Origin of the sequence: Alteribacillus sp. YIM 98480, assembly GCF_009765375.1 — a bacterium.
In the GTDB taxonomy this organism is placed as follows: domain Bacteria; phylum Bacillota; class Bacilli; order Bacillales; family Marinococcaceae; genus Alteribacillus.
The window spans coordinates 508,330-528,265 of record NZ_VTOK01000001.1; the positions used below are offsets into that span (position 1 = coordinate 508,330).

The following is a 19,936-nucleotide window of genomic DNA, read 5'->3' on the forward strand; positions in this document are numbered from 1 at the left end:
GTGTCAGAAATTGTCGGTTGATGAAACCTACGATAATGTTCTTTTCATAAATCGTCAAGTAGTGAACCTAGTGGAATAAAGGACTATAAAGATATGCTAAGATGTGAGAAGAAGAAAAAATTAAATCTTGTTGATCAACCTGAGATAACTAACAGAGAAAGGGTTTTTACATATGAGTAAATCAGTCATTCTTGCAGAGAAGCCTTCGGTTGGAAAAGATATAGCTAATGTGCTGGGCTGCAGGAAACAGGGAAACGGATACATGGAAGGACGCTCTTATATCGTCACGTGGGCGTTTGGACACCTTGTCACACTTGCTGAACCAGAAGCTTATGACCAACAGTACAAAACGTGGAAATTAGAAGATCTTCCCATGCTGCCTTCTAAGTTAAAACTTTCCATTATTAAAAAATCAGGTAAACAGTTTAACACCGTGAAATCCCAGCTTCATCGTAAAGATGTAAAAGATGTAATTATTGCAACGGATGCTGGCAGAGAAGGAGAGCTTGTGGCTCGGTGGATTATTGATAAAGCATCAATTAAAAAACCGATAAAACGTTTGTGGATTTCATCAGTTACCAATCAGGCTATAAAAAAAGGATTTAAGGAATTGAAAGATGGGAGAATGTTTAATAACTTATATCAAGCGGCTCAAGCTAGATCAGAAGCAGACTGGTATGTCGGCATGAACGCCACCAGGGCGCTGACAACTAAGTTTAATGCATCTTTATCATGCGGGCGCGTGCAAACACCAACCTTGGCGATGATAGAACAAAGAGAAAATGAAATAGCTCAGTTTAAGCCCATTTCATTTCAACGGATATATGCTGTAACGGAAATTGGGGTAACGTTTTGGTGGAAAAATCAAAAAAATGGAGACACAAGAATTTTTTCTAATAAAAAAGCAGATCAGGTATTAACAAGTATTAAGAATGAACCAATAACAATAAAGTCAGTCCGTAAAAAGAAAAAAACGGATGCTCCTCTGCAATTGTTTGATTTAAACGAGTTGCAACGAGAAGCGAATGGACGTTACGGTTTTTCAGCTAAAGAAACACTTAATACACTGCAGCGTTTATATGAAACCCATAAAGTACTCACATATCCTCGAACAGACTCGCGCTATCTTTCTTCTGATATAAAGAATACACTGGTGGAACGTTTAAAAGCTTGTGATGTGCAAGGGTATGCCAAACAGATTTTAAAAATTAAAAAAAACGGCTGGTCATTGAATAGTTCAATGATCAATGATAAAAAAGTAACTGATCATCATGCGATTATTCCTACAGAGGAAGCCCCTCGTTTTTCTGCTATGTCTGATAAAGAAAAGAAGATTTATGATTTAGTTATTAAAAGGTTTTTGGCAGCTTTTTATCCACCTGCCCAATATGAACAAACCGAAATCGAAGGAGTCATTAACGAAGAAATTTTTATTACTAAGGGTAAAAGAGTGCTAAGCGAAGGTTGGAAAGAAATTTACAAATCAGAGGGAGCGGAAAAAGAAGAAAAACTTCCGCTTTTTAACGAAAAAGAAAAATATAAGCTTATAAAAACAGCTGCAGAAACAGGGGAAACGAAACCGCCTTCTCTTTTTAATGAAGCTTCCCTATTATCGGCAATGGAAAATCCATCACGGTTCATGGCTGGAGATGATAAAAAGCTGCTAAATACGATTAAAAACAAGGGCGGTATTGGAACGGTTGCGACAAGAGCGGATATCATTGAAAAATTGTTAAGCAGCTTTTTGATTGAAAAAAGCGGAAAAAACCTTAAAATTACATCTAAGGGGAGACAACTATTAGACCTTGTCCCAGAGGAATTAAAATCTCCAACATTAACAGCGGAATGGGAGCAGCGTTTAGAAAGCATAGAGAAGGGAAAACTCACTAAACAATCGTTTATAGAAGAGATGAAAACCTATGCTGCTGAAGTGGTTCAAAATATAAAACAAAGTTCTAAATCTTTTAAACATGATAATGTAACGGGAACTCCTTGTCCGCAGTGCGGAAAGCTTCTTCTTGAAATCAATGGAAAACGAGGGAAAATGAAAGTATGTCAAGACAGAGCGTGCGGCTACAAGAAAAATATTTCAAAGATAACGAATGCACGGTGTCCTCAATGCAAAAAGAAAATGGAACTGCGTGGAGAAGGGGAAGGGCAAATATTTGTCTGCCGCTGCAACTATAAAGAAAAAGTGTCTTCCTTTAATAAAAGAAGAAAACAAGAAAAAAACAGTAAAGCAACGAAACAGGATGTAAAGAAGTATTTAAACCAACAAAACGACGAAGATTTGAAAAACCCGGCCTTAGCTGAAGCTTTAAAGAAACTTCAAAAGAAGCAATAAAATTTAGTAGTAAAAGTTGTTCTTAAAAACAATTTGTGGTAAAGTTAAAAAGTTGTGTTAAAGATTGATGGAAAGTACATGAAATAAAATATCCAAAATGGGCTGTATCCCGTTAAGGAATCGGGGTGCAGTTTTTTTATACTTTAGAAAGGTTTAACTTTGTTAAAGGATCAAAGTATAAGGAAAGTTACGATTCCCGCCATAGGACTCGGCGGCAAACCGAGTTTATCTAAATGCGTTTATTGGGAATAAATAAACCAAATACAGAAGAGTTTAATAATAAAAAGGAGTTATATTATATTGACATTGTTTACAGAATTACAGATGGATGAACAAATTTTGAAAGCCGTAAATAATATGGGCTTTGAAGAAGCTACTCCAATTCAGGCAGAGGTTATTCCAAAGGTAAAAGAAGGAAGAGATATTATTGGGCAGGCTCAAACCGGAACGGGGAAAACTGCAGCTTTTGGAATTCCTTTGATTGAGCAGATGGACCAAGAAGCACATCCTCAAGGGCTGGTCCTTGCTCCGACACGTGAACTTGCGATTCAAGTATCAGAAGAGTTAAATCGTCTTGGTCGTTTTAAAGGTGTGCAGTCGCTTGCTATTTATGGCGGCCAGGAAATAAGCCGGCAAATTAAAGCATTAAAACGCCACCCGCAAATTATTGTAGCGACACCTGGACGATTTATGGATCATATGAGAAGAAGAACTATTCGCCCAAAATATATGAAAATGGTCGTTCTTGATGAAGCAGATGAAATGCTGAGCATGGGCTTTGTGGAAGATATCGAAACGATTTTGAGTGAAATTCCTGAAGAGAGGCAGACATTATTATTTTCTGCTACCATGCCAAAACGGCTTCAATCAGTGACAGCGAAGTTTATGGACAATCCTGAGGTAGTTAAAGTTAAAAGCAAAGGCCTGACCGTATCGAATATTGAGCAGCGTTTCATTGAAGTTCCTGAAAAACAAAAGTTTGATACGCTGTGCCATTTACTAGACATTACTCCGCCTGAGCTTGCCATCGTATTTGGACGAACGAAGCGCCGGGTAGATGAAGTATCTGAAGCCTTAACGCGGAGAGGATATGCAGCAGAAGGTATACATGGAGATCTTAAACAAGCTCAGCGGGACAAAGTGCTTCGCAAATTTAAACAAGGCACTATTGACATTTTAGTTGCGACAGATGTCGCCGCTCGCGGACTGGATGTCAGCGGAGTTACCCATGTCTACAACTTTGATTTGCCGCAGGACCCGGAAAGTTATGTGCACCGAATCGGCAGAACCGGCCGGGCAGGTAAAGAAGGCATAGCCTATAGTTTTTCAACCCCTAAAGAAATCAGTCATTTAAAATTTATTGAAGAAACGACGAAAAAGAAAATGATCCGCCAGGACATTCCTACGTATGCTGAAGCAATGCATGGACGTTACCAGCAAGTGGTTAATAAACTGTTAGAAACAGTTAAAAATGAAGATACGGAAGACTTAGAGAGCACAGCAAAAACATTGCTAAGCGGACATGATCCTGTCACACTGGTAGCTGCTGCTTTGAAAATGAATACGAATGAACCCGACAATATAGAAATTAAATTGACAGAGGAAGCATCACTGCGGCCTAAGAAAGAACGAGGCAATCGAAAAAAAGGATTTAAGAAAAACCATCGTGGAAAGAAAAAGCCGTACAAACAATCGCGTTCACGCAATGACGGGTCTTCAAGAAAAAGAAAGAAAACCGTTTAAATGAAAATACAAATAACCGCCTGAAATAGGGCGGTTATTTTTGTGAAAAATAGGGCTGCGTCAAAAGGTTAGTTCAGGGTGTGTGTCTTCTATCAGTTGGAATATTCTAAGTTCTGCGTAGAAGAGGGCATTGTGAAGACTCTGTAGTGATGGATTTGCCCATGAGGAGACGAAATCGCCTCCTGCGGTAACGAAGACACTACACTACAGTTACGAACAAGGGAAGTTGGAGGAGATGCCGCACTTGTGATCTGAGAGTGAAGCGGAGAGCGGAGTATCTCTTTTGCCAAAAACTCACTTATGGAACAGCTCTTTTTGTGGGTGAAGAAGTTTATTAATAAAATCGTACCACTATATGTAATAAAAATACTGACCTCGTATGGTTAAAAACAAAAGATTTTTTACGATCTTAGGAGCCTATGCCAGAACGTTTTAAAGACAAGCCAAGCTTTTTAATGTTCACTCATGTTATGATAGAAGGTATGGAATTCCCTGATAAACGATAAAAAGGGGGAAACAATGTGAGTTTATTGAGGGCAGAACAAATATATAAAACGTACGGAGATAAAGAATTATTTAATCATATATCTTTTGTGATTGAAGAGCATGACAGGATTGGATTAATTGGTGTAAATGGGACAGGAAAATCGACGCTATTAAAAATATTAGCTGATGAAGACAGTGCAGAAAAAGGAAAATTGTTTCACGCCAATGATATGCATATCGAATACCTTCCACAAGCACCAGAGCTAGATGAAGATCTTACTGTCTTAGATCAAATTTATTATGGCGATTCAGCTATTATGAGAACAATGCGCAGCTATGAAAAAACACTCAGAGAACTCGAACAAAACCCTGAGAATAAGAAACTTCAGGAAAAATTGCTCGAAGCTCAGCAGCAAATGGATGAAAATGAAGCGTGGGCTGCCAATACATCTGCAAAACAAGTACTTACACGTCTTGGAATTACCGGTTTCTCAAAAAAAGTAAAGGAGCTTTCAGGAGGGCAAAAAAAGCGTACTGCTATAGCGAAAGCCCTTATTCAGCCAGCTGATTTGCTCATTCTTGATGAACCTACAAACCACCTTGATAATGAATCGATTGAATGGCTCGAAAGTTACTTATCCTCCTATCATGGAGCGCTAATCGTCGTCACTCATGATAGGTATTTTTTAAACAGAGTGACCAATCGTATTTATGAATTAGATCAAGGTCATTTATACACATATGAAGGGAATTATGAACTGTTTTTAGAGAAGAAAGCGGAGCGGGAAACGTTAGAAGAACAAAATGAAACAAAAAGAAAAAATATTTTACGCAGAGAACTTGAGTGGCTTAGAAGAGGGCCAAAAGCAAGAGGAACAAAGCAAAAAGCTCGGGTGCACCGTGTAGAGTATTTAAAAGAACAAAAAGGTCCTGCTAAAAAACACGATGTTGATTTTGCTATCGGTTCTGCACGGTTGGGGAAAAAGGTATTAGAAGCAGAGAATCTGTCTAAATCTTACGATGGCAAAAACCTTTTTTCTTCTTTTTCCTATTTGGTTACTCCAGGGGAAAGACTAGGTATTATAGGTCCTAACGGAAGCGGCAAAACCACTTTATTAAATATATTGGCTGGTAAAACGGAAGCTGATGAGGGGCATATTGAAGTTGGCTCTACTGTGCGTATTGGTTATTATTCTCAAGAACATGAGGATTTAAATGAAAATAAACGAGTTATAGAATATATTAGAGATATAGCAGAAGTGGTTCAAACAGTAAGTGGTCAAGAAATAACGGCAGAACAGATGTTAGAGCGTTTTTTGTTTGCTCGTCCTATGCAATGGAATTACATTCACCGTTTATCAGGGGGAGAGCGACGCAGGTTGTATTTACTTGGTGTGCTTATGAAAGAACCTAACGTGTTATTTTTAGATGAGCCAACAAATGACCTTGATACTCAAACGTTAAGTGTTTTAGAAAATTATTTAGAACATTTTCCTGGTGTTGTGATTACGGTTTCCCACGACCGTTACTTTTTGGATCGTGTCGTTGAATCCCTGCTGGTATTTACTTCAAACGATAAAGTGGAGCGTTTTCAAGGGAATTATTCTCAGTATTTAGAAACAATAAAACAAAACCAACCCCCAAAGGTAAAAACAGAAAAAGAAACAACAAAACAGAAACCGCAACGTACGCGCAAGAAGCTCTCCTACAAAGAACAACAGGAATGGAATGGTTTAGAAGACCGAATTGCTAAATTAGAAGAGAAGAAAGCCGAAACAGAAACTCAAATCGCCCAAGCTGGAAGTGATTTTGAGAAAGTTCAGGAGTTAATGGAAGAACAAAAAATAATAGAAGAGCAGTTAGACGAAGCGATGGAGAGATGGACAGAATTATCTTTATTAATTGAAGAAATACATGCTGAGAATTAGATTGCATGAAAAGCTATGCGAAATACGGAAATGATAACAACTATTAATAAATCCACCGACTTGCTTTATTTGCGATATTTTAGAAAACAATGGCAACAAGAGGACTAGAAGAAATGTGATCAATGAGTATAACAATAAAGACGATATGGGTAAAATAAGCGAACTAAAAAATGAGGGAGATTAATATGGACGTTAGTTTGCTTCTAGAATATGGATGGGTTTTATTCGTTCTTATTTTACTCGAAGGTATTCTTGCAGCCGATAACGCTTTAGTTTTGGCAATTATGGTGAAAAATCTGCCCGAAAAGCAGCGAAAAAAAGCGTTATTTTACGGGCTGGCTGGTGCTTTTGTGTTTCGCTTTGCATCATTGTTTGCTATTTCTTTTTTGATTGATGTTTGGCAGGTGCAGGCTATAGGTGCCCTTTATTTACTCTTTATGTCTGGAAATCATATCGTTCGTAAAGTTTGGCTCAAGAAAGAAGACACACCTGATGAAAAAGCGAAGAAAAAGAAAGTAACTACGGGAAGCTTTTGGGGAACGGTTTTAAAAGTTGAAGTGGCTGATATAGCTTTTGCCGTAGATTCAATTTTAGCAGCCGTTGCTCTTGCGGTAACGCTGCCTAACACCCCTCTTCCGACAATAGGGGGACTTGATGGTGGTAAATTTATTGTTATATTGTCAGGAGGACTTATTGGAGTAATCATCATGCGTTTTGCAGCTACTTTTTTCGTGAAATTGCTGAAAAAACGCCCTGGTCTTGAAATTGCAGCCTTTATTATCGTCGGATGGGTTGGGATAAAGCTTTCAATTTATACATTGTCACATCCTGCTTTAGGTATACTGCCAGAAGAATTTGCGGAATCAACCCCCTGGAAAATAACCTTTTATGTCGTTTTAGTTCTTATAGCCTTAGGAGGCTGGTTTTTATCTAAGGAAAAAACCATAGAAGAACATGAAAATCCTATATAAAAATAGGTGCCGAAACAAGTAATCACAAACGTGCTTATTGTTTCGGCTTCTTTAATACAAGTATGCTGTAAACAATAGTCTAGTCTGCCAGCAAAAACAGAAAGCGGATGTTAATATGTGCAGGGGGCTCACTTTGTCTAATTAGAAATTTTTGTAACGCCGCAAGCTATTCTATCTCCAGAATCCCCAGTTTTTAATGTCTCCTCATCAGGACCGCTTTTGTTGCTTAATTCTGAGGTGTAGCGATCAGGAATGTTTGCAAAATTATTTGCGTCGGAATGTACAATAACAGCTCGGCTTTCATTAGCTAACTGTTGAGGACTGAAACGATCCAATGCAGTCAACAAATAGGCAGAACCGTCTTCTAAACCATATAAACTCGGCATGTCGCCAGCGTGACTTCCATGGACGGAGTTATCGGGATTATAGTGCTCTCCAGCCGTAGTGAAAGGTCCGTCAGCTGCTTGAGGGTCACATAACCCCGTTTCATGGATGTGAAAACCATGAAATCCATGCGGAATTCCATTTTCAAAAAAAGCTTCGACTAACACAGCTTTATCTTTTTCATAAAAACGAACGCTGCCGATTGATTCTCCCTTTGTATTTTGCATGTTTGCTTCTGCTATACTGTTCTCTGATGAATGAACCACATCGGCAAGTACTTCTTCAGCATCTTCAGCAGGTATAGATTGATTATTTACCGAATCATCTTCTCTAGGAGATGACTGGTTGTTACACCCGCTTATAAATAATGCGGCCACCCCAATCAACATAAAGATTTTTTTCATACAACTACCTCCTTCCTTCCTACTTTCTCCAAACCAAAAAATTTTCATAATAAAAAATTGGTGTTTTTTACAAAAAAAGCTGAAGAAAAGAAGAGCATCCGTTATAATCAAAAGTAAGAACCTTAAAAAATGCAAGGTGATATAATTTGGCAAATATATTGAAAGTCCTAACGGGAATCTGGTTTATTATATTGATGGTACAAGTCCTATCTGCATACGGAAGGTACATAGCTGAAGTGCCTGACTATTTATTAATCATTTTCCTCCTTTTATTTTCTGGAGTTATCATTCGTGAGTTTAAAAAAGGAATAGTACGGGAACTGGAACAAAATTCATCAGGTCAATAGCTAAGCAGAGCTTCTGGAAGAAAGAAGCTCTGCTTTTATTAATGCTCTGTTTCAATTGTTATTAACCCTACTGATTCTAGTGCTTGCTGTAAATTACTTTTAATTGTAAGTGAGGTTAGGTCGATTCCTAGATTTACAATAGAAATAGCTGTTGCCGGTCTTAAACCAGTCAAAATGATTTTTACACCTATCATTTCTAAAGTCTATTGATGAACTATTATACTTAATAGAAGAATGGGGTAGACATCATTTCTCTAGAATGCAAAATAGAAGAGAGACATACGAAGAGAAACAGAATGAAAATGCGCAGCTTTTGCATGCAAAAAAGGGTCTCTTTTGAGGAATGAATACCTTTCCTTAAGAGGACCCTTCTTCTTTGAAAAAATCATATATTCGTTTTAATTTTATTTCTAATTCATTGGAAGATTCGCTAGAGAACGCTTTACCAATCATATCACCAGTTTGTCTCCGTTCTTTATCATCCATTTGTTTAATAGAATAAGGCTGATCTGAAAAGATATAACTTTCCCATTGTTTTATTTCGTTGTGTATAATTTTTGCTTTCTCCGATGCATCAGATGTCTGTTCCGACAGAGTAAGCATGTTATCAAGCAATTGTTGGGCTTTCATTAAATGGAAGTCAGCTGGAAAATCTTCTGTCTTTTCAAAGGTGCTGAATTTTATGGCAGCAGCCAGATCATATCCCATTTGAATTAGGGCGCTATCAATTTTTTCAGTCCCAACACTTTGGCTGGATTGATAGTAAATATTAACTCCAAAAACTATATTGGCAATAAAAGACAGAAAAAGTAAAATATGTATGACACGGTGTCTCATGACTGCCTCCTTTTGTTGGGTAATACAAAATAATAAGCCTGAAGGTGTTTTTTTCCTTTTTATGGTACTGACCAACGTCCCTCTTAAAGCTGGACCAACGGAAAAATGAAAATGATTTGAGGTGCCAAAACTCTTATTATGACTGGAAGGACTTGGCGGACAGTCAAGTTTTTCTATTAGTAAGACGTATGAACAGATAGAAAAGTTTCATAATAATTTGAAGAGGAGGCCGAAAAAATGGCAGCAGATAATAGGAAAGAAGTATCCTTAACTCATGGAGTTGTTACAAAAATCAAACCAGCTGGACTAGGCACAAGAGTTTGCATCGATTGTGCAGATCTTTTAACTCCTACAGAAGGAGTATTGGTTGGAAACACTGGTTATGGTTATATGCTTGTGTTATCTGAAAATCGTTCTACCGATACATATCCGCCAAGACCATTTCGGATTAATGCCGGAGGACTTCACCAATATTTGTTTCAAGATAATCTAACTGTTTATTTGTCTGAGCTAAGAGGCGGGGACTCTTTATATATATATAATGGTTCAGAACAAAAGGAAGTACCAGTAGGCAGAGTCAAAATGGAAAAAAGAGAATTAGTTCGGGTGGAATTAGAGACAGAAGGTGCGCATATTTCTGCTACTTTGCAATACGCTGATAGTGTATCTCTCTTAAATAAAAATCATGAAGTTGTTTCTGTCAAAGACCTAAAGGAAGGTGACGAGATATTTTGCTGTATCGATGAACCAGGGAGGCACTTAGGGAAAAAAATCAATGAAGAAATAAATGAATACTAATGCCAACTAACAGAGACAGGTTTATGTTAACTGGCAGACAGAAAAGGGATTCTGTTTGCCAGGTTTTATATGTTAATATTGAAAAGCGATTATAGATGCTCGTTGATTGCTTAGATAATATTATTTATGGAAGCGTGGTGTTCTGGGGAGGGACATCTCTATTGCTGTTAAATAATCATGTTCCGCCTTGATTATAAATATCGGTTTCTTTCAAGGATGTTGTAAAAACTTTTCTTTTTTCTGAATCTTTTGGGATGAAAGGTTTCACTTGTCCAGTCATAACTCCCGCGGCAGCTTTACTAAAAACTTGAATTTTATTCGTGCTTTGATGACCTAATCCTTTAAAAGCCTTGCGTTCTAGGTCAGTATAAAAAGAAAAGGGGTATGGGCCGTACGCTTTTTCAAAAGATAATAAAAGATCTGTTTTTGCAGGAAAGACAGTAATAAGTTTGTATAGCTTTTCTATTTGAATCGTTTTTGCATACTCACGCAACTGCGCAAGGAATTGATGGCAAAAAGGTCAGCCAGTGTGTCTGAGAAAAATAAATTAGCGATCTGTTTTTCTTATTATATAATTGACTTCCACTACGATAATGCTTTGTCTGAAAAGTTAATTAGTATAAAATGACCAAGAATAGAGTCTAATTTATTGCAAAGTAACGGTGAAATATTGTATTGTTTTGTTTCGGGAATACGGAGACATTATCTTTATTCCTTTAATAAAAAAAATACATATCGGCCGCGGAAGCTTATATGTGGAGTGGAGAGAAGCAGCAGTACCATAACAGTTTTTACGGGAAAGAAAAAAGAAGCTTCCGTTAAAAAAAGAAAAAAAGAAAGGAACCTGATATGTTTCATTCAATATTATCTCATCTCATGCTTATTGGCGTTATAGGTATCGGTTCACAATGGTTTGCTTGGCGCTTTCGTATGCCGGCTATTGTCGTAATGTCTGTTGCTGGTTTGTTAATTGGTCCTGTATTTGGAATTATGAATCCAAAAGAAGATTTTGGATCACTATTTAATCCCATTATTTCGATGGCTGTAGCCATTATATTATTTGAAGGCAGCTTAAATCTCGATTTTCGAGAAATTAGAGGGTTGGGGAAGTCAGTATTTCGAATTATTACATTAGGTGCGTTTCTTGCATGGATTCTAGGTTCATTAACAGCTTTTTTTATAGCTGGTTTATCTTGGGCTGTTTCCTTTGTTATTGGAGGGCTATTTATTGTAACTGGTCCAACGGTGATCCTTCCGCTATTACGGCAGGCTAAGCTAAAGCCTAGGCCTGCGGCGATACTAAAATGGGAAGGAATTGTCGTAGACCCGTTTGGAGCTTTACTCGCCGTATTTGCTTTTGAAATTATTCAATTTTTAACAAATGAATCGGTTACTGTAGAAGCTTTAATATTATTCTTTTTAGCCTCTCTTTTTGCTATAGCAGTAGGCTGGGGATGCGGTAAAGGAATCGGTACTATGTTTGAGCGCGGCTATGTACCTGAGTTTTTAAAATCTCCTATCGTATTTGCTGTGGTCATTGCTTGTTTTACTCTCGCGGATGAAGTGATGCACGAAACCGGACTGCTTGCTGTCACAGCCATGGGGATGACACTTGCCAATATGCATATTGCTTCGTTAAGTGATATGCGCCATTTTAAAGAAAATATATCAGTGCTGCTTATTTCAGGCATTTTTATAATGTTAACTGCTTCTTTAGAGAGAGAAACTCTTATGCAAATATTTGACCCTAATATTATTGCATATGTGATTCTCATGTTAATTGTCGTAAGGCCGCTTTCTATTTGGCTATCTACCATGAATACAGAACTGTCCTTCAAGGAGAAGGCGCTGGTAGGGTGGATTGCTCCACGTGGCATTGTAGCTTTAACCGTAGCTGGTTATTTTGCCAATGTTCTTGCAGAAGCAGGGTATCCAGGGGCATCTATTGTAACGCCGCTGACGTTTGCGCTTGTGTTTGCTACCGTTTGTGCTCACGGTTTTACACTCGGACCGATGGCAAATAAACTGGGATTATCACTTGAAGGCAAACCTGGTGTGCTTATAGTGGGTGGCAGTGCGTTTAGCACAGCTTTAGCTAGAGTGCTCAAAGAATCAGGTATACCTGTTTTGATTGCGGATACTTCCTTTGAATATCTTTTTAATTCAAGAAAAGCCGGGGTGCCGTATTATCGTGGAGAAATTCTTTCAGAACAGACAGAGTATTATTTGGATATGACCCCGTATGAAAAACTTATCGCTGCTACGGATAGGGACTCATATAATTCTCTTGTATGTACGACATTTGTACCCGAAATCGGCCGTAACGATTTATATCAGTTAAGCTGGCATGATGACGACCGCGAACATCCGAATGATCTGGTACAACGAATAGGAGGAAGAGTTTTATTTAGAAAAGGAGCTACGTATGAAGAGCTTAATCAAAAGGTGAAAAATGGATATATATTCCGTAAAACCAAATTAACGAAACAATATAGTTTTGGGAAATATAAGGACGAAAGAGAGCCAGATACCCTTCTTCTCTTTATCCTCAAGCATACAGGAAAAGTTGAGTTTTTTACTACGGAAGTCAATAACTTTAAACCCGAGCCTGGTGATACCATCATCAGCTTGAGTCCACCGGTCAAAGAACAGCAAAAAATAGATGCAAAATTAGATTCTCAACGTCAGAATGGAAATAATAATAATGGAGCAAAAAACGGACAGTCTTCTTAAAACTGTCCGTTTTCTCTCTTTTTCGCTTTATTCCGGAGGTAAATGTGCATCAGAAGGAGCCAATGCTTTCGTTGCGTAATGATGGATTCAGCAGTTAAACTGAAATATAATCACTGGTGTTTAATTTCTCGAATTGAATGTCTCTAGAATAAATGAATAAGAAGTAGGTGGATGCCCTGAAACGTAGGTGTTTCATTCTTATGATTTAGAGGTACAACGAAAATAAACTCAAAGGATGACGTGTAAATGTTTAAAAGTGCGCTTTTATTAATAAATGGGAATTCCGGTCAAGATGTGATTCAAAAAAACATAGAGCTGACAGCTGGCATATTAGCTTCATACATAGAAAAAGTAGTTATCCAACAAACGAAATATAAAGGTCATACAGAAAAAATTTGTAAAGAGGCAGCCAATCAGTTTGAGGTTATTTTTATAATCGGAGGAGACGGTACTCTTCATGAATGCGTGAATGGTTTAGCAGAGTTGGATAATCCACCTGTCACTGGGATATTGCCAGGAGGCACCTGTAATGACTTTTCAAGGTCTCTTCAGATTCCTCAGCCATTAAAAAGAGCGGCGGAAACATTAATCAAAGGCAAGGTGCGATACTTAGATATAGGAAGAATGAATGATCGGTATTTTTCAAATTTTTATGGAATAGGCTTAATTGCGGAAACATCTGAAAATATTAATGAAAATTGGAAAGGAGTACTTGGAAAAGTTAGTTATTTTATCAGTGCAATGCAAATGGTCAATAATACAAGGCCTTTTTCATTTACTCTAGAAACAAAAGAACAAACAGTAGAAGGAGAAGCGGTTATGGTACTTATTTCTAATGGGAATTTTATAGGGACGAATCAACTTCCATTTCAAAATAACGTAATGGATGATGGAGAATTTGATATTTTTATCATAAGCGAAGGAGGAGCAGCTTTATTACGGGAGTACTTTAATGCCAAAAATCCATTTGTGTGGGAAGCAGATCAAAGTGATGTACAACATTACCGCAGCAGTTATGTTCGTTTAGAAACCTCACAGCCAATGACAGCCGACACAGACGGGGAGTTATATATGACCACACCCGTTACTATAAATAATCAGCATCAAAAACTTCCTTTTCTAATTCCAAATGAATAAAATTTTGACAATCTTTTTTATGGTTTGGAGCATATTTTGACATTCTTTTTGCAGTTGCCAAGGTATAATAGTAGTAGGACAATTTAAACATAAGTGAACAAGGGGCTAACGTGATTTTTGCAGCGACCTTTAGTAAAGGGCAGCTCTGTTGAAAAAAACATATGCAAAATCACAGGTTTAAGGGTTGAAACGAATAAAACGAAGGTTGCTGGACTGCCTGGGAAATCATGTGTAAAAGGCGGTGGGAGGTTGAATGAAATAATGGTGCCAGCAAAGTTGGATCTAGAATGGGTGAAATTGATTAAAGAAGCGAAAGAGGCTGGACTAACAGTTGAGGAAGTGAAAGAGTTTTTATATCAGGAATATAAAAGTAAAAACTAAATAGTCTTGCTACAAGCCAAAGCGATTCAACTTGGCTTTTTTTTTATACTTTATTCGCTTGCCGCCATTTGGACTTGGCGGTAAGCCAAGTTTTTCTACTACTATAATAAAAGGCTTATTTAAAGTCATCTTTTTATTCCTATTAAAATTATTTTGAAAAGTCGTTCACTATATCATACTTTCATTCGTTATATGTTATAATATATTAATACATATGGATAAGTAAAGGAGTTTAAGAGATGATTGGGGACCGGGTGAAGAAATATCGCAAAGAGAAAGACTTGTCATTAACGGAGTTGGCTGAAAAAGCTGGGGTAGCAAAATCATATTTAAGTGCGATAGAGAGAAATATTCAAACGAACCCTTCCATTCAATTTTTAGAAAAGATTTCAAAAGTATTAAATGTATCTATTGATGCTTTAATAAAAGATGAACTAGATGTTGACGAAAAAGACTTGGATGATGAGTGGCTGGCAATAGTCCAAGAAGCAATGGATTCCGGAGTTTCAAAAGAGCAATTCAAAGAATTCCTGGAATTTAATAAATGGCGCACTCATAAACAGTAAATCTAATTAAATCTGATTGGAAAAACACTTTATCTCAGCGATCAAAGGATAAAGTGTTTTTACGTTTTATATGGATATTTAAAAGCATCGTGGTAAGAAAAGAGAGGTGAAAAGGCCCTCTCGAAGTTGATGTCTTTTTATAAAGGCATGGAACATAATAAGTTATTTCTTATTTTGTTCAAATCTTAAAAAAGATAGCACATCATATGGCGTTAATCCTATGTTTTTTGCTTCATTTATAAGCACGATCCACTCCTCATCAAGCTTCATATCGTGATTATTACCACTCATGCAAGACTTCCTCCCTATTTAGTTTATATTTTCCGTGCCACCTTGTTTTTTCTTTCTATTGTGTCTGCTCCATTTTTCATACTTGATGTATTCTTGAAAGTCTTTAAACTGCTGTTTACTTATCCCCGCATCAATGGCTTCTTGAATTAAGTTCAACCATTCTTCATCGAGGTCATGAGCTTCTTCATATATTGAAGGAAGAGAATCTTCTATTAATTCTTCTACAGTAATATCCATGACTGCTGCAATTTTTTTTAAGACTTCAATCGAAGGATTTTGTTTTACGTCTCTTTCAATATAGCTTAAATATGATTTAGATACGTCTGCTTTTCTAGAAAGCTCTGTAAGAGACATTCTTTTCGTTCGGCGGTAAAGTCTAATTTTCTTTCCTATCATATTCCCCCTCCCATTAATGAATGTTCAAAAGATTAAGATAATAACTGATCTCCTATGCGAGACATTACTATAATCAGTATTTAAATAAATCTAAATGAACATTGTGCTGCACCTTTATTGTTCATTATATAAAACAAAAATAATTTTTTAAAAAATGAAATAGTGAGAAAAAAAGAGTAAATACGTTATAAAGAACATTTCATGTGCTATATAAAGGAAATTTGGACTTTTTTCACGTTTTTCAAGAAAAATCATTCGTTATATACTGTGTTTGTATTCGATAAAACGAACGAAACAACAGGAGGTGACAAGATGGTCAAACGCTTTGTCAGCGTATCATTCAATAGTTTACTAGTTGTTCTCTTTGTTCTCTTTTTAGCAGCTGTATTTCTTATAGTGCAGGGGAGAATGAATCCAGATCAAGTACCATCGTTATTTGGCCATCACCCATTAACTGTCTTGTCAAATAGTATGGAGCCGGAGTTCTCGGCAGGGGACATGGTCATAGCAAAACAAGTTAATCCTGAAACAATTGAAACGGGAGATGTCATAACCTATTACGATGAGGAAAGTCAGATAATCACACACAGGGTGATAGAAACGACCACCGAAAATGGAGAGGCCGTCTTTCAAACCCAGGGTGATAACAATAACGTAGAAGATGATTACGTTGTTGCTGCAAATCAAGTAATAGGAACGGTTAATTTCTCGCTTCCATATGGAGGATATGCTGCTGAATTCTTAGGAAGTCCGCTCGGTATGGTGTTGTTCATTATCATTCCGGTGTTTGCTTTAGTAGGTATAACCATTTATGAACGTCTCGGAAAAGACGAAGAAGATAGTGAACAATCAGAGCAAACAATCTAGGGGAAGTCAACTTTATCTTACATAGGAGGTGAAATAGTTCTAATCGAAAGAAAGTCCCTGGATTTATACATCAATTTTTAAAGCATCTGCTTTAAAATGTCATCATCATCAAGAACTATAAACTTTTATTTAAAAACAATGAGGAGGAATTACAATGAAAAAGACAAAAAAAGCATTGATTGCAACAACAATGGCTGGGGTAATGGCAGTAGGAGCAGGTTTTGGAACATATTCTTGGTTTACCGATACTCAGTCTACTGATGGGGAAATTGAAGCAGGTACTCTCACGTTAAATGACCTCTCCGGATACACTGTTTTCGAAGATGATAACATTCAACCAATTGATCCTAATGTAACTCCGGACCTGATCACTGAAGGAGAAACTATCAAAGTAGAAAATACAGGTTCCCTTGAAATGGTACCACGTTTACAACTGGACGTTGACATTAAAGACGCTGATGGAAATGATGCTAATAGTACATTAAGTGATGAATATATGATTACAATGAATTTTGAAAGAAATGACATGAATTGGTCTGAAACAATTTCTGCAGATCAAGTAATTAACAACAGAGGATTTGTAGATCCTGACTGGTTCCCATCCGATGCTGGATTCAAGTATCCGTTAGGATCTGGAGATTCTTTTGATGTGAGTTTTGATGTATACCTAAATAAAGATGCAGAAAATGAATATCAAGGATCTTCTCTTACTGGTACGCTTACTGTAGAAGGCGGACAAAGTGTTGATGGTGCTGAATTCGAAGATGGTACTGAAACAGATGGTTCTGGAAACTAATAATAAATCAATATAAGTTTAAAAGACAAAGTAGCTGGTCTTCAGCTACTTTGTTCCATATCACTAGCACAGATTCACTTAAAGATTGGAGGTGCTGGGTGTTGAAAGGCTGGTTATCCCTTTTTATAACAGGAATATTTATGATTGCATTTGTTATCAATGGATTCGGAGCGTTCTCTTATTTTACGGCTGATACAAAAAGTTCTCCTGGAACGGTAAAAGCGTTTATCCCAAAAGATGGTATTGATATTGATAAAGAAGTAGATGGCTGTGCAGTTACCTTAACTCTCACCAATAAAACACACGTAGCCATTAATGATGTGCATATTAAAGCCGGACAAAAATCTCATCCTAAAAACAACTATGTCATTGATCCAGAAGAAATAAAAGATCTTTCTATCAGTGCCCATGATTCTGTTTCTACAACCTTTTTTACAGATCATCGAGAAGGGGTGCACTGTAACATTCAATGGGTATACTTTGACGTAACAGCCTTTGATGAAAAATTTGAAGACCATTTCCGGGTCAAAGTTCATAATCCACCTCCAAAAGAGGAGAAAGATGAGGAAGAGTCTGAGGAAAAATTAAAAGAAACAGAAGAAGAAACAGAAGAAGAAACGGAAGAAGAAACCAATGAAGAAATAGAGGAAGAAGAAGAGGAAACTGACGAAGAAAAAGATGATTCCGAAAAAGAAGAGAAAAATAAAAAGGAAAAAGATAAAGAGAAAGAACAAAAGAGCAAAGGTAAAGAAGACAATAATCAAGATAAAATCTCTAAGGAAGATAACAAAAATAAAAAAGAAGTAACAGATGAAAAGAAAGATAAAGCTAAAGATGAAGGCAAAGAAAAAGACAAAAATAAAGACAAAGATAGAGATAATGAAAAAGGTAACAAAGAAAGCAATGAAGGCAATTCACAAGAGAAAAAAGATACCGCAGAAAAAGAAGTGAAAAGCTCTGAGTCGAAAAGGGAAGACGACGAAGAGAATAATGGCGAAGATGAGGATGACCAATGAAGCTGATGAAAAAGCTGCTGGTGATCCTCAGCCTTTGCACCTTTTTATATGCAGCTTACCTATTCATATATAACAGTCAAAACCCGGACGAAATTCCAAAACTATTCGGATATCAGGCAGTAAAGGTATTGTCAGGAAGCATGGAACCGACTTTTTCTGCTGGAGACTTATTGTTTCTAAAGGACCCGGAAGAGGTGAAAGTTGGGACGATCATTCTTTTTAAAGACAATGATGCTCTCATTACCCATCGAGTAATAAATTTGGAATCTAATGATGGTTTTATCACAAAAGGAGATGCAAACTCTGTCCCGGACGCCAGTATCGTTGCTCCCCATGACATAAAAGGAGTTTATGCTTTTCATCTTCCTATGATGGGATACGTTATCGAGAGTGTTGCTAGTTTTTCCGGTGTGTTGGCAGGTGCGGTATTTATTCTAATGATTTGGTTTGGCAGCAATTATTCCCGCATTCTTAAATTAGTAGGGCTTAGAAAAAAATATGTTCGTTATAAACCGCAAGATATCGATATGTTATAAAAAGTTATATCATAAAAAACGAAAAGAGGGAGTGACGTGAAAAATATATTCCGAAATAAATGGGTTAAAGCAGTTACCTGCGGATTGCTTTTTTATTTTCTTTCTATTCATTCCGTTTATGCTGCAAAAACATTAGTTGAAGTTAACGATGATAATTTCATGAATATTAGCAATTTTGCCCCGGGCGGTTCATATGAGACAGGAATAGCTGTAAAAAATGTGAGCGAAAATCAAATAAAATATTCTATCACTGTAGAACAAAAAGGTGGATCCAAAAAATTCTTTGAAAATCTGCAGGTGGTTATAAAAACCAACAACGTTACACATTACGAAGGAAGCTTTGCTGAGGCAGATAAAATTGCGATGGGAACATTGAATAGTAACAACAGCATTCCTGTCACATTCAATGTACATTTTCCTGAAGAAAGCGGGAATGAATATCAAGGTCTTTCTGCTAATCTTTCTGTCAGAGTCGATGCTAAGAAAACCAACAACGATCCTGACCCAGATCCCCCTAAAGATGACCCTGATGAACCAGATAATCCTGGAAAACCGAAAGATCCAGAAGACCCAGAAGTCCCTTCCGATCCAAATAATCCAGAAGACCCTGAAAATCCAGGAAATCCTGATAATCCGGATGATCCTGCACCAGACAATCCTGATCAGCCAGATGAACCTGAAACGCCTAGTGATCCGGAGAATCCAGACAACCCTGAAAACCCACAAGATGATCCTGAAAAACCTGAGGAACCAGAAACAGAGGAGCCGGAAGAAGATAGATCTATTATTCCAGGAGGAAATGAGGGGCCGGGACCGGGACCTCTACCACAAACGGGTGAAACGGGCAGTATGCTGTTTTACTTGATTGGAATATTAGGAATGGCTGTGGGGGGTTACTTATATCACCACTCCCTGAAAGTTACATCGAAGCTGCGTTTAATGAGAAGAATATAACGGGATACAAAGGTGGCGGAA

The 19,936-nt window shown here is 37.3% G+C and carries 20 protein-coding genes and 1 riboswitch; of the genes, 15 read left to right on the forward strand and 5 right to left on the reverse strand.

Annotated elements, in window-relative coordinates:
• The first annotated feature begins 172 nt into the window (after positions 1-172).
• The 4 genes from FZF09_RS02330 (at position 173) to FZF09_RS02345 (ending at position 7,472) form a co-directional block, all read left to right on the forward strand.
• Positions 173-2,344 carry a DNA topoisomerase III gene (locus FZF09_RS02330; protein ID WP_158734932.1) on the forward strand — a complete coding sequence of 724 codons (2,172 nt, stop codon included), beginning with the start codon at positions 173-175 and terminating at the stop codon, positions 2,342-2,344.
• Positions 2,345-2,644: 300 nt separating this feature from the next.
• Complete coding sequence (cshA, locus tag FZF09_RS02335; RefSeq protein WP_370514410.1) at positions 2,645-4,087, forward strand: degradosome RNA helicase CshA; 1,443 nt, start codon at positions 2,645-2,647, stop codon at positions 4,085-4,087.
• 521 nt (positions 4,088-4,608) lie between these two features.
• Positions 4,609-6,501 carry an ABC-F family ATP-binding cassette domain-containing protein gene (locus FZF09_RS02340; RefSeq protein ID WP_158734933.1) on the forward strand — a complete coding sequence of 631 codons (1,893 nt, stop codon included), beginning with the start codon at positions 4,609-4,611 and terminating at the stop codon, positions 6,499-6,501.
• Between the two features lie 185 nt (positions 6,502-6,686).
• Positions 6,687-7,472: a TerC family protein gene (locus FZF09_RS02345; protein ID WP_158734934.1), complete on the forward strand. Its 786-nt coding sequence runs from the start codon at positions 6,687-6,689 to the stop codon at positions 7,470-7,472.
• 137 nt (positions 7,473-7,609) lie between these two features.
• On the opposite strand, the gene FZF09_RS02350 is transcribed toward FZF09_RS02345, so the two are convergent.
• Positions 7,610-8,260, reverse strand: coding sequence for a superoxide dismutase family protein (locus FZF09_RS02350; RefSeq protein WP_158734935.1), 651 nt, complete (start codon positions 8,258-8,260; stop codon positions 7,610-7,612).
• Between the two features lie 146 nt (positions 8,261-8,406).
• On the opposite strand from FZF09_RS02350, the gene FZF09_RS02355 reads away from it, so the two are divergent.
• Positions 8,407-8,607, forward strand: a complete 201-nt coding sequence (locus FZF09_RS02355; RefSeq protein ID WP_158734936.1) for a hypothetical protein — start codon at positions 8,407-8,409, stop codon at positions 8,605-8,607.
• A gap of 38 nt (positions 8,608-8,645) precedes the next feature.
• Here FZF09_RS02355 and FZF09_RS22950 read toward each other — a convergent pair whose 3' ends face one another.
• Positions 8,646-8,780 carry an STAS domain-containing protein gene (locus FZF09_RS22950; protein WP_255450300.1) on the reverse strand — a complete coding sequence of 45 codons (135 nt, stop codon included), beginning with the start codon at positions 8,778-8,780 and terminating at the stop codon, positions 8,646-8,648.
• 184 nt (positions 8,781-8,964) lie between these two features.
• Entirely contained in the window at positions 8,965-9,444 is a 480-nt protein-coding gene (locus tag FZF09_RS02360; protein ID WP_158734937.1) for a hypothetical protein, read from the reverse strand.
• Positions 9,445-9,681: 237 nt separating this feature from the next.
• On the opposite strand from FZF09_RS02360, the gene FZF09_RS02365 reads away from it, so the two are divergent.
• The 5 genes from FZF09_RS02365 to FZF09_RS02385 all read left to right on the forward strand — a co-directional run bounded on the left by FZF09_RS02365 (position 9,682) and on the right by FZF09_RS02385 (position 15,059).
• Positions 9,682-10,242, forward strand: coding sequence for a 3-dehydroquinate synthase II domain-containing protein (locus tag FZF09_RS02365; RefSeq protein WP_158734938.1), 561 nt, complete (start codon positions 9,682-9,684; stop codon positions 10,240-10,242).
• Positions 10,243-11,091: 849 nt separating this feature from the next.
• Positions 11,092-12,975 (forward strand): cation:proton antiporter, encoded by a 1,884-nt coding sequence (locus FZF09_RS02370; protein WP_158734939.1) that lies wholly within the window; start codon positions 11,092-11,094, stop codon positions 12,973-12,975.
• Between the two features lie 246 nt (positions 12,976-13,221).
• Positions 13,222-14,112, forward strand: coding sequence for a diacylglycerol/lipid kinase family protein (locus FZF09_RS02375; protein ID WP_158734940.1), 891 nt, complete (start codon positions 13,222-13,224; stop codon positions 14,110-14,112).
• Positions 14,113-14,240: 128 nt separating this feature from the next.
• A riboswitch (cyclic di-GMP riboswitch) is annotated at positions 14,241-14,333 on the forward strand.
• A 28-nt stretch (positions 14,334-14,361) separates the two neighbouring features.
• Positions 14,362-14,493 carry an anti-repressor SinI family protein gene (locus tag FZF09_RS02380; protein WP_233269376.1) on the forward strand — a complete coding sequence of 44 codons (132 nt, stop codon included), beginning with the start codon at positions 14,362-14,364 and terminating at the stop codon, positions 14,491-14,493.
• 239 nt (positions 14,494-14,732) lie between these two features.
• Complete coding sequence (locus tag FZF09_RS02385) at positions 14,733-15,059, forward strand: helix-turn-helix domain-containing protein (protein WP_158734941.1); 327 nt, start codon at positions 14,733-14,735, stop codon at positions 15,057-15,059.
• Between the two features lie 162 nt (positions 15,060-15,221).
• On the opposite strand, the gene FZF09_RS02390 is transcribed toward FZF09_RS02385, so the two are convergent.
• Together FZF09_RS02390 and FZF09_RS02395 are read right to left on the reverse strand one after the other, a co-directional pair.
• Entirely contained in the window at positions 15,222-15,350 is a 129-nt protein-coding gene (locus FZF09_RS02390; RefSeq protein ID WP_233269377.1) for an anti-repressor SinI family protein, read from the reverse strand.
• Positions 15,351-15,368: 18 nt separating this feature from the next.
• Positions 15,369-15,746: a helix-turn-helix domain-containing protein gene (locus FZF09_RS02395; protein ID WP_158734942.1), complete on the reverse strand. Its 378-nt coding sequence runs from the start codon at positions 15,744-15,746 to the stop codon at positions 15,369-15,371.
• A gap of 312 nt (positions 15,747-16,058) precedes the next feature.
• Between FZF09_RS02395 and FZF09_RS02400 the strand changes: the two genes are divergently transcribed.
• The 5 genes from FZF09_RS02400 (at position 16,059) to FZF09_RS02420 (ending at position 19,915) form a co-directional block, all read left to right on the forward strand.
• Entirely contained in the window at positions 16,059-16,613 is a 555-nt protein-coding gene (locus tag FZF09_RS02400; protein ID WP_158734943.1) for a signal peptidase I, read from the forward strand.
• A 154-nt stretch (positions 16,614-16,767) separates the two neighbouring features.
• Entirely contained in the window at positions 16,768-17,409 is a 642-nt protein-coding gene (locus tag FZF09_RS02405; protein ID WP_091586048.1) for a TasA family protein, read from the forward strand.
• Positions 17,410-17,510: 101 nt separating this feature from the next.
• A complete protein-coding gene (locus FZF09_RS02410; RefSeq protein WP_158734944.1) occupies positions 17,511-18,425 on the forward strand; it encodes a hypothetical protein in 915 nt (304 codons plus the stop codon).
• Positions 18,422-18,961 (forward strand): signal peptidase I, encoded by a 540-nt coding sequence (locus FZF09_RS02415; protein WP_158734945.1) that lies wholly within the window; start codon positions 18,422-18,424, stop codon positions 18,959-18,961. Before FZF09_RS02410 ends, FZF09_RS02415 begins: the two co-directional genes overlap by 4 nt.
• A 36-nt stretch (positions 18,962-18,997) precedes the next feature.
• The gene (locus tag FZF09_RS02420) at positions 18,998-19,915 is read left to right on the forward strand and encodes an LPXTG cell wall anchor domain-containing protein (protein ID WP_158734946.1); all 918 of its coding nucleotides are present in this window, start codon (positions 18,998-19,000) and stop codon (positions 19,913-19,915) included.
• Positions 19,916-19,936: the final 21 nt, after the last annotated feature.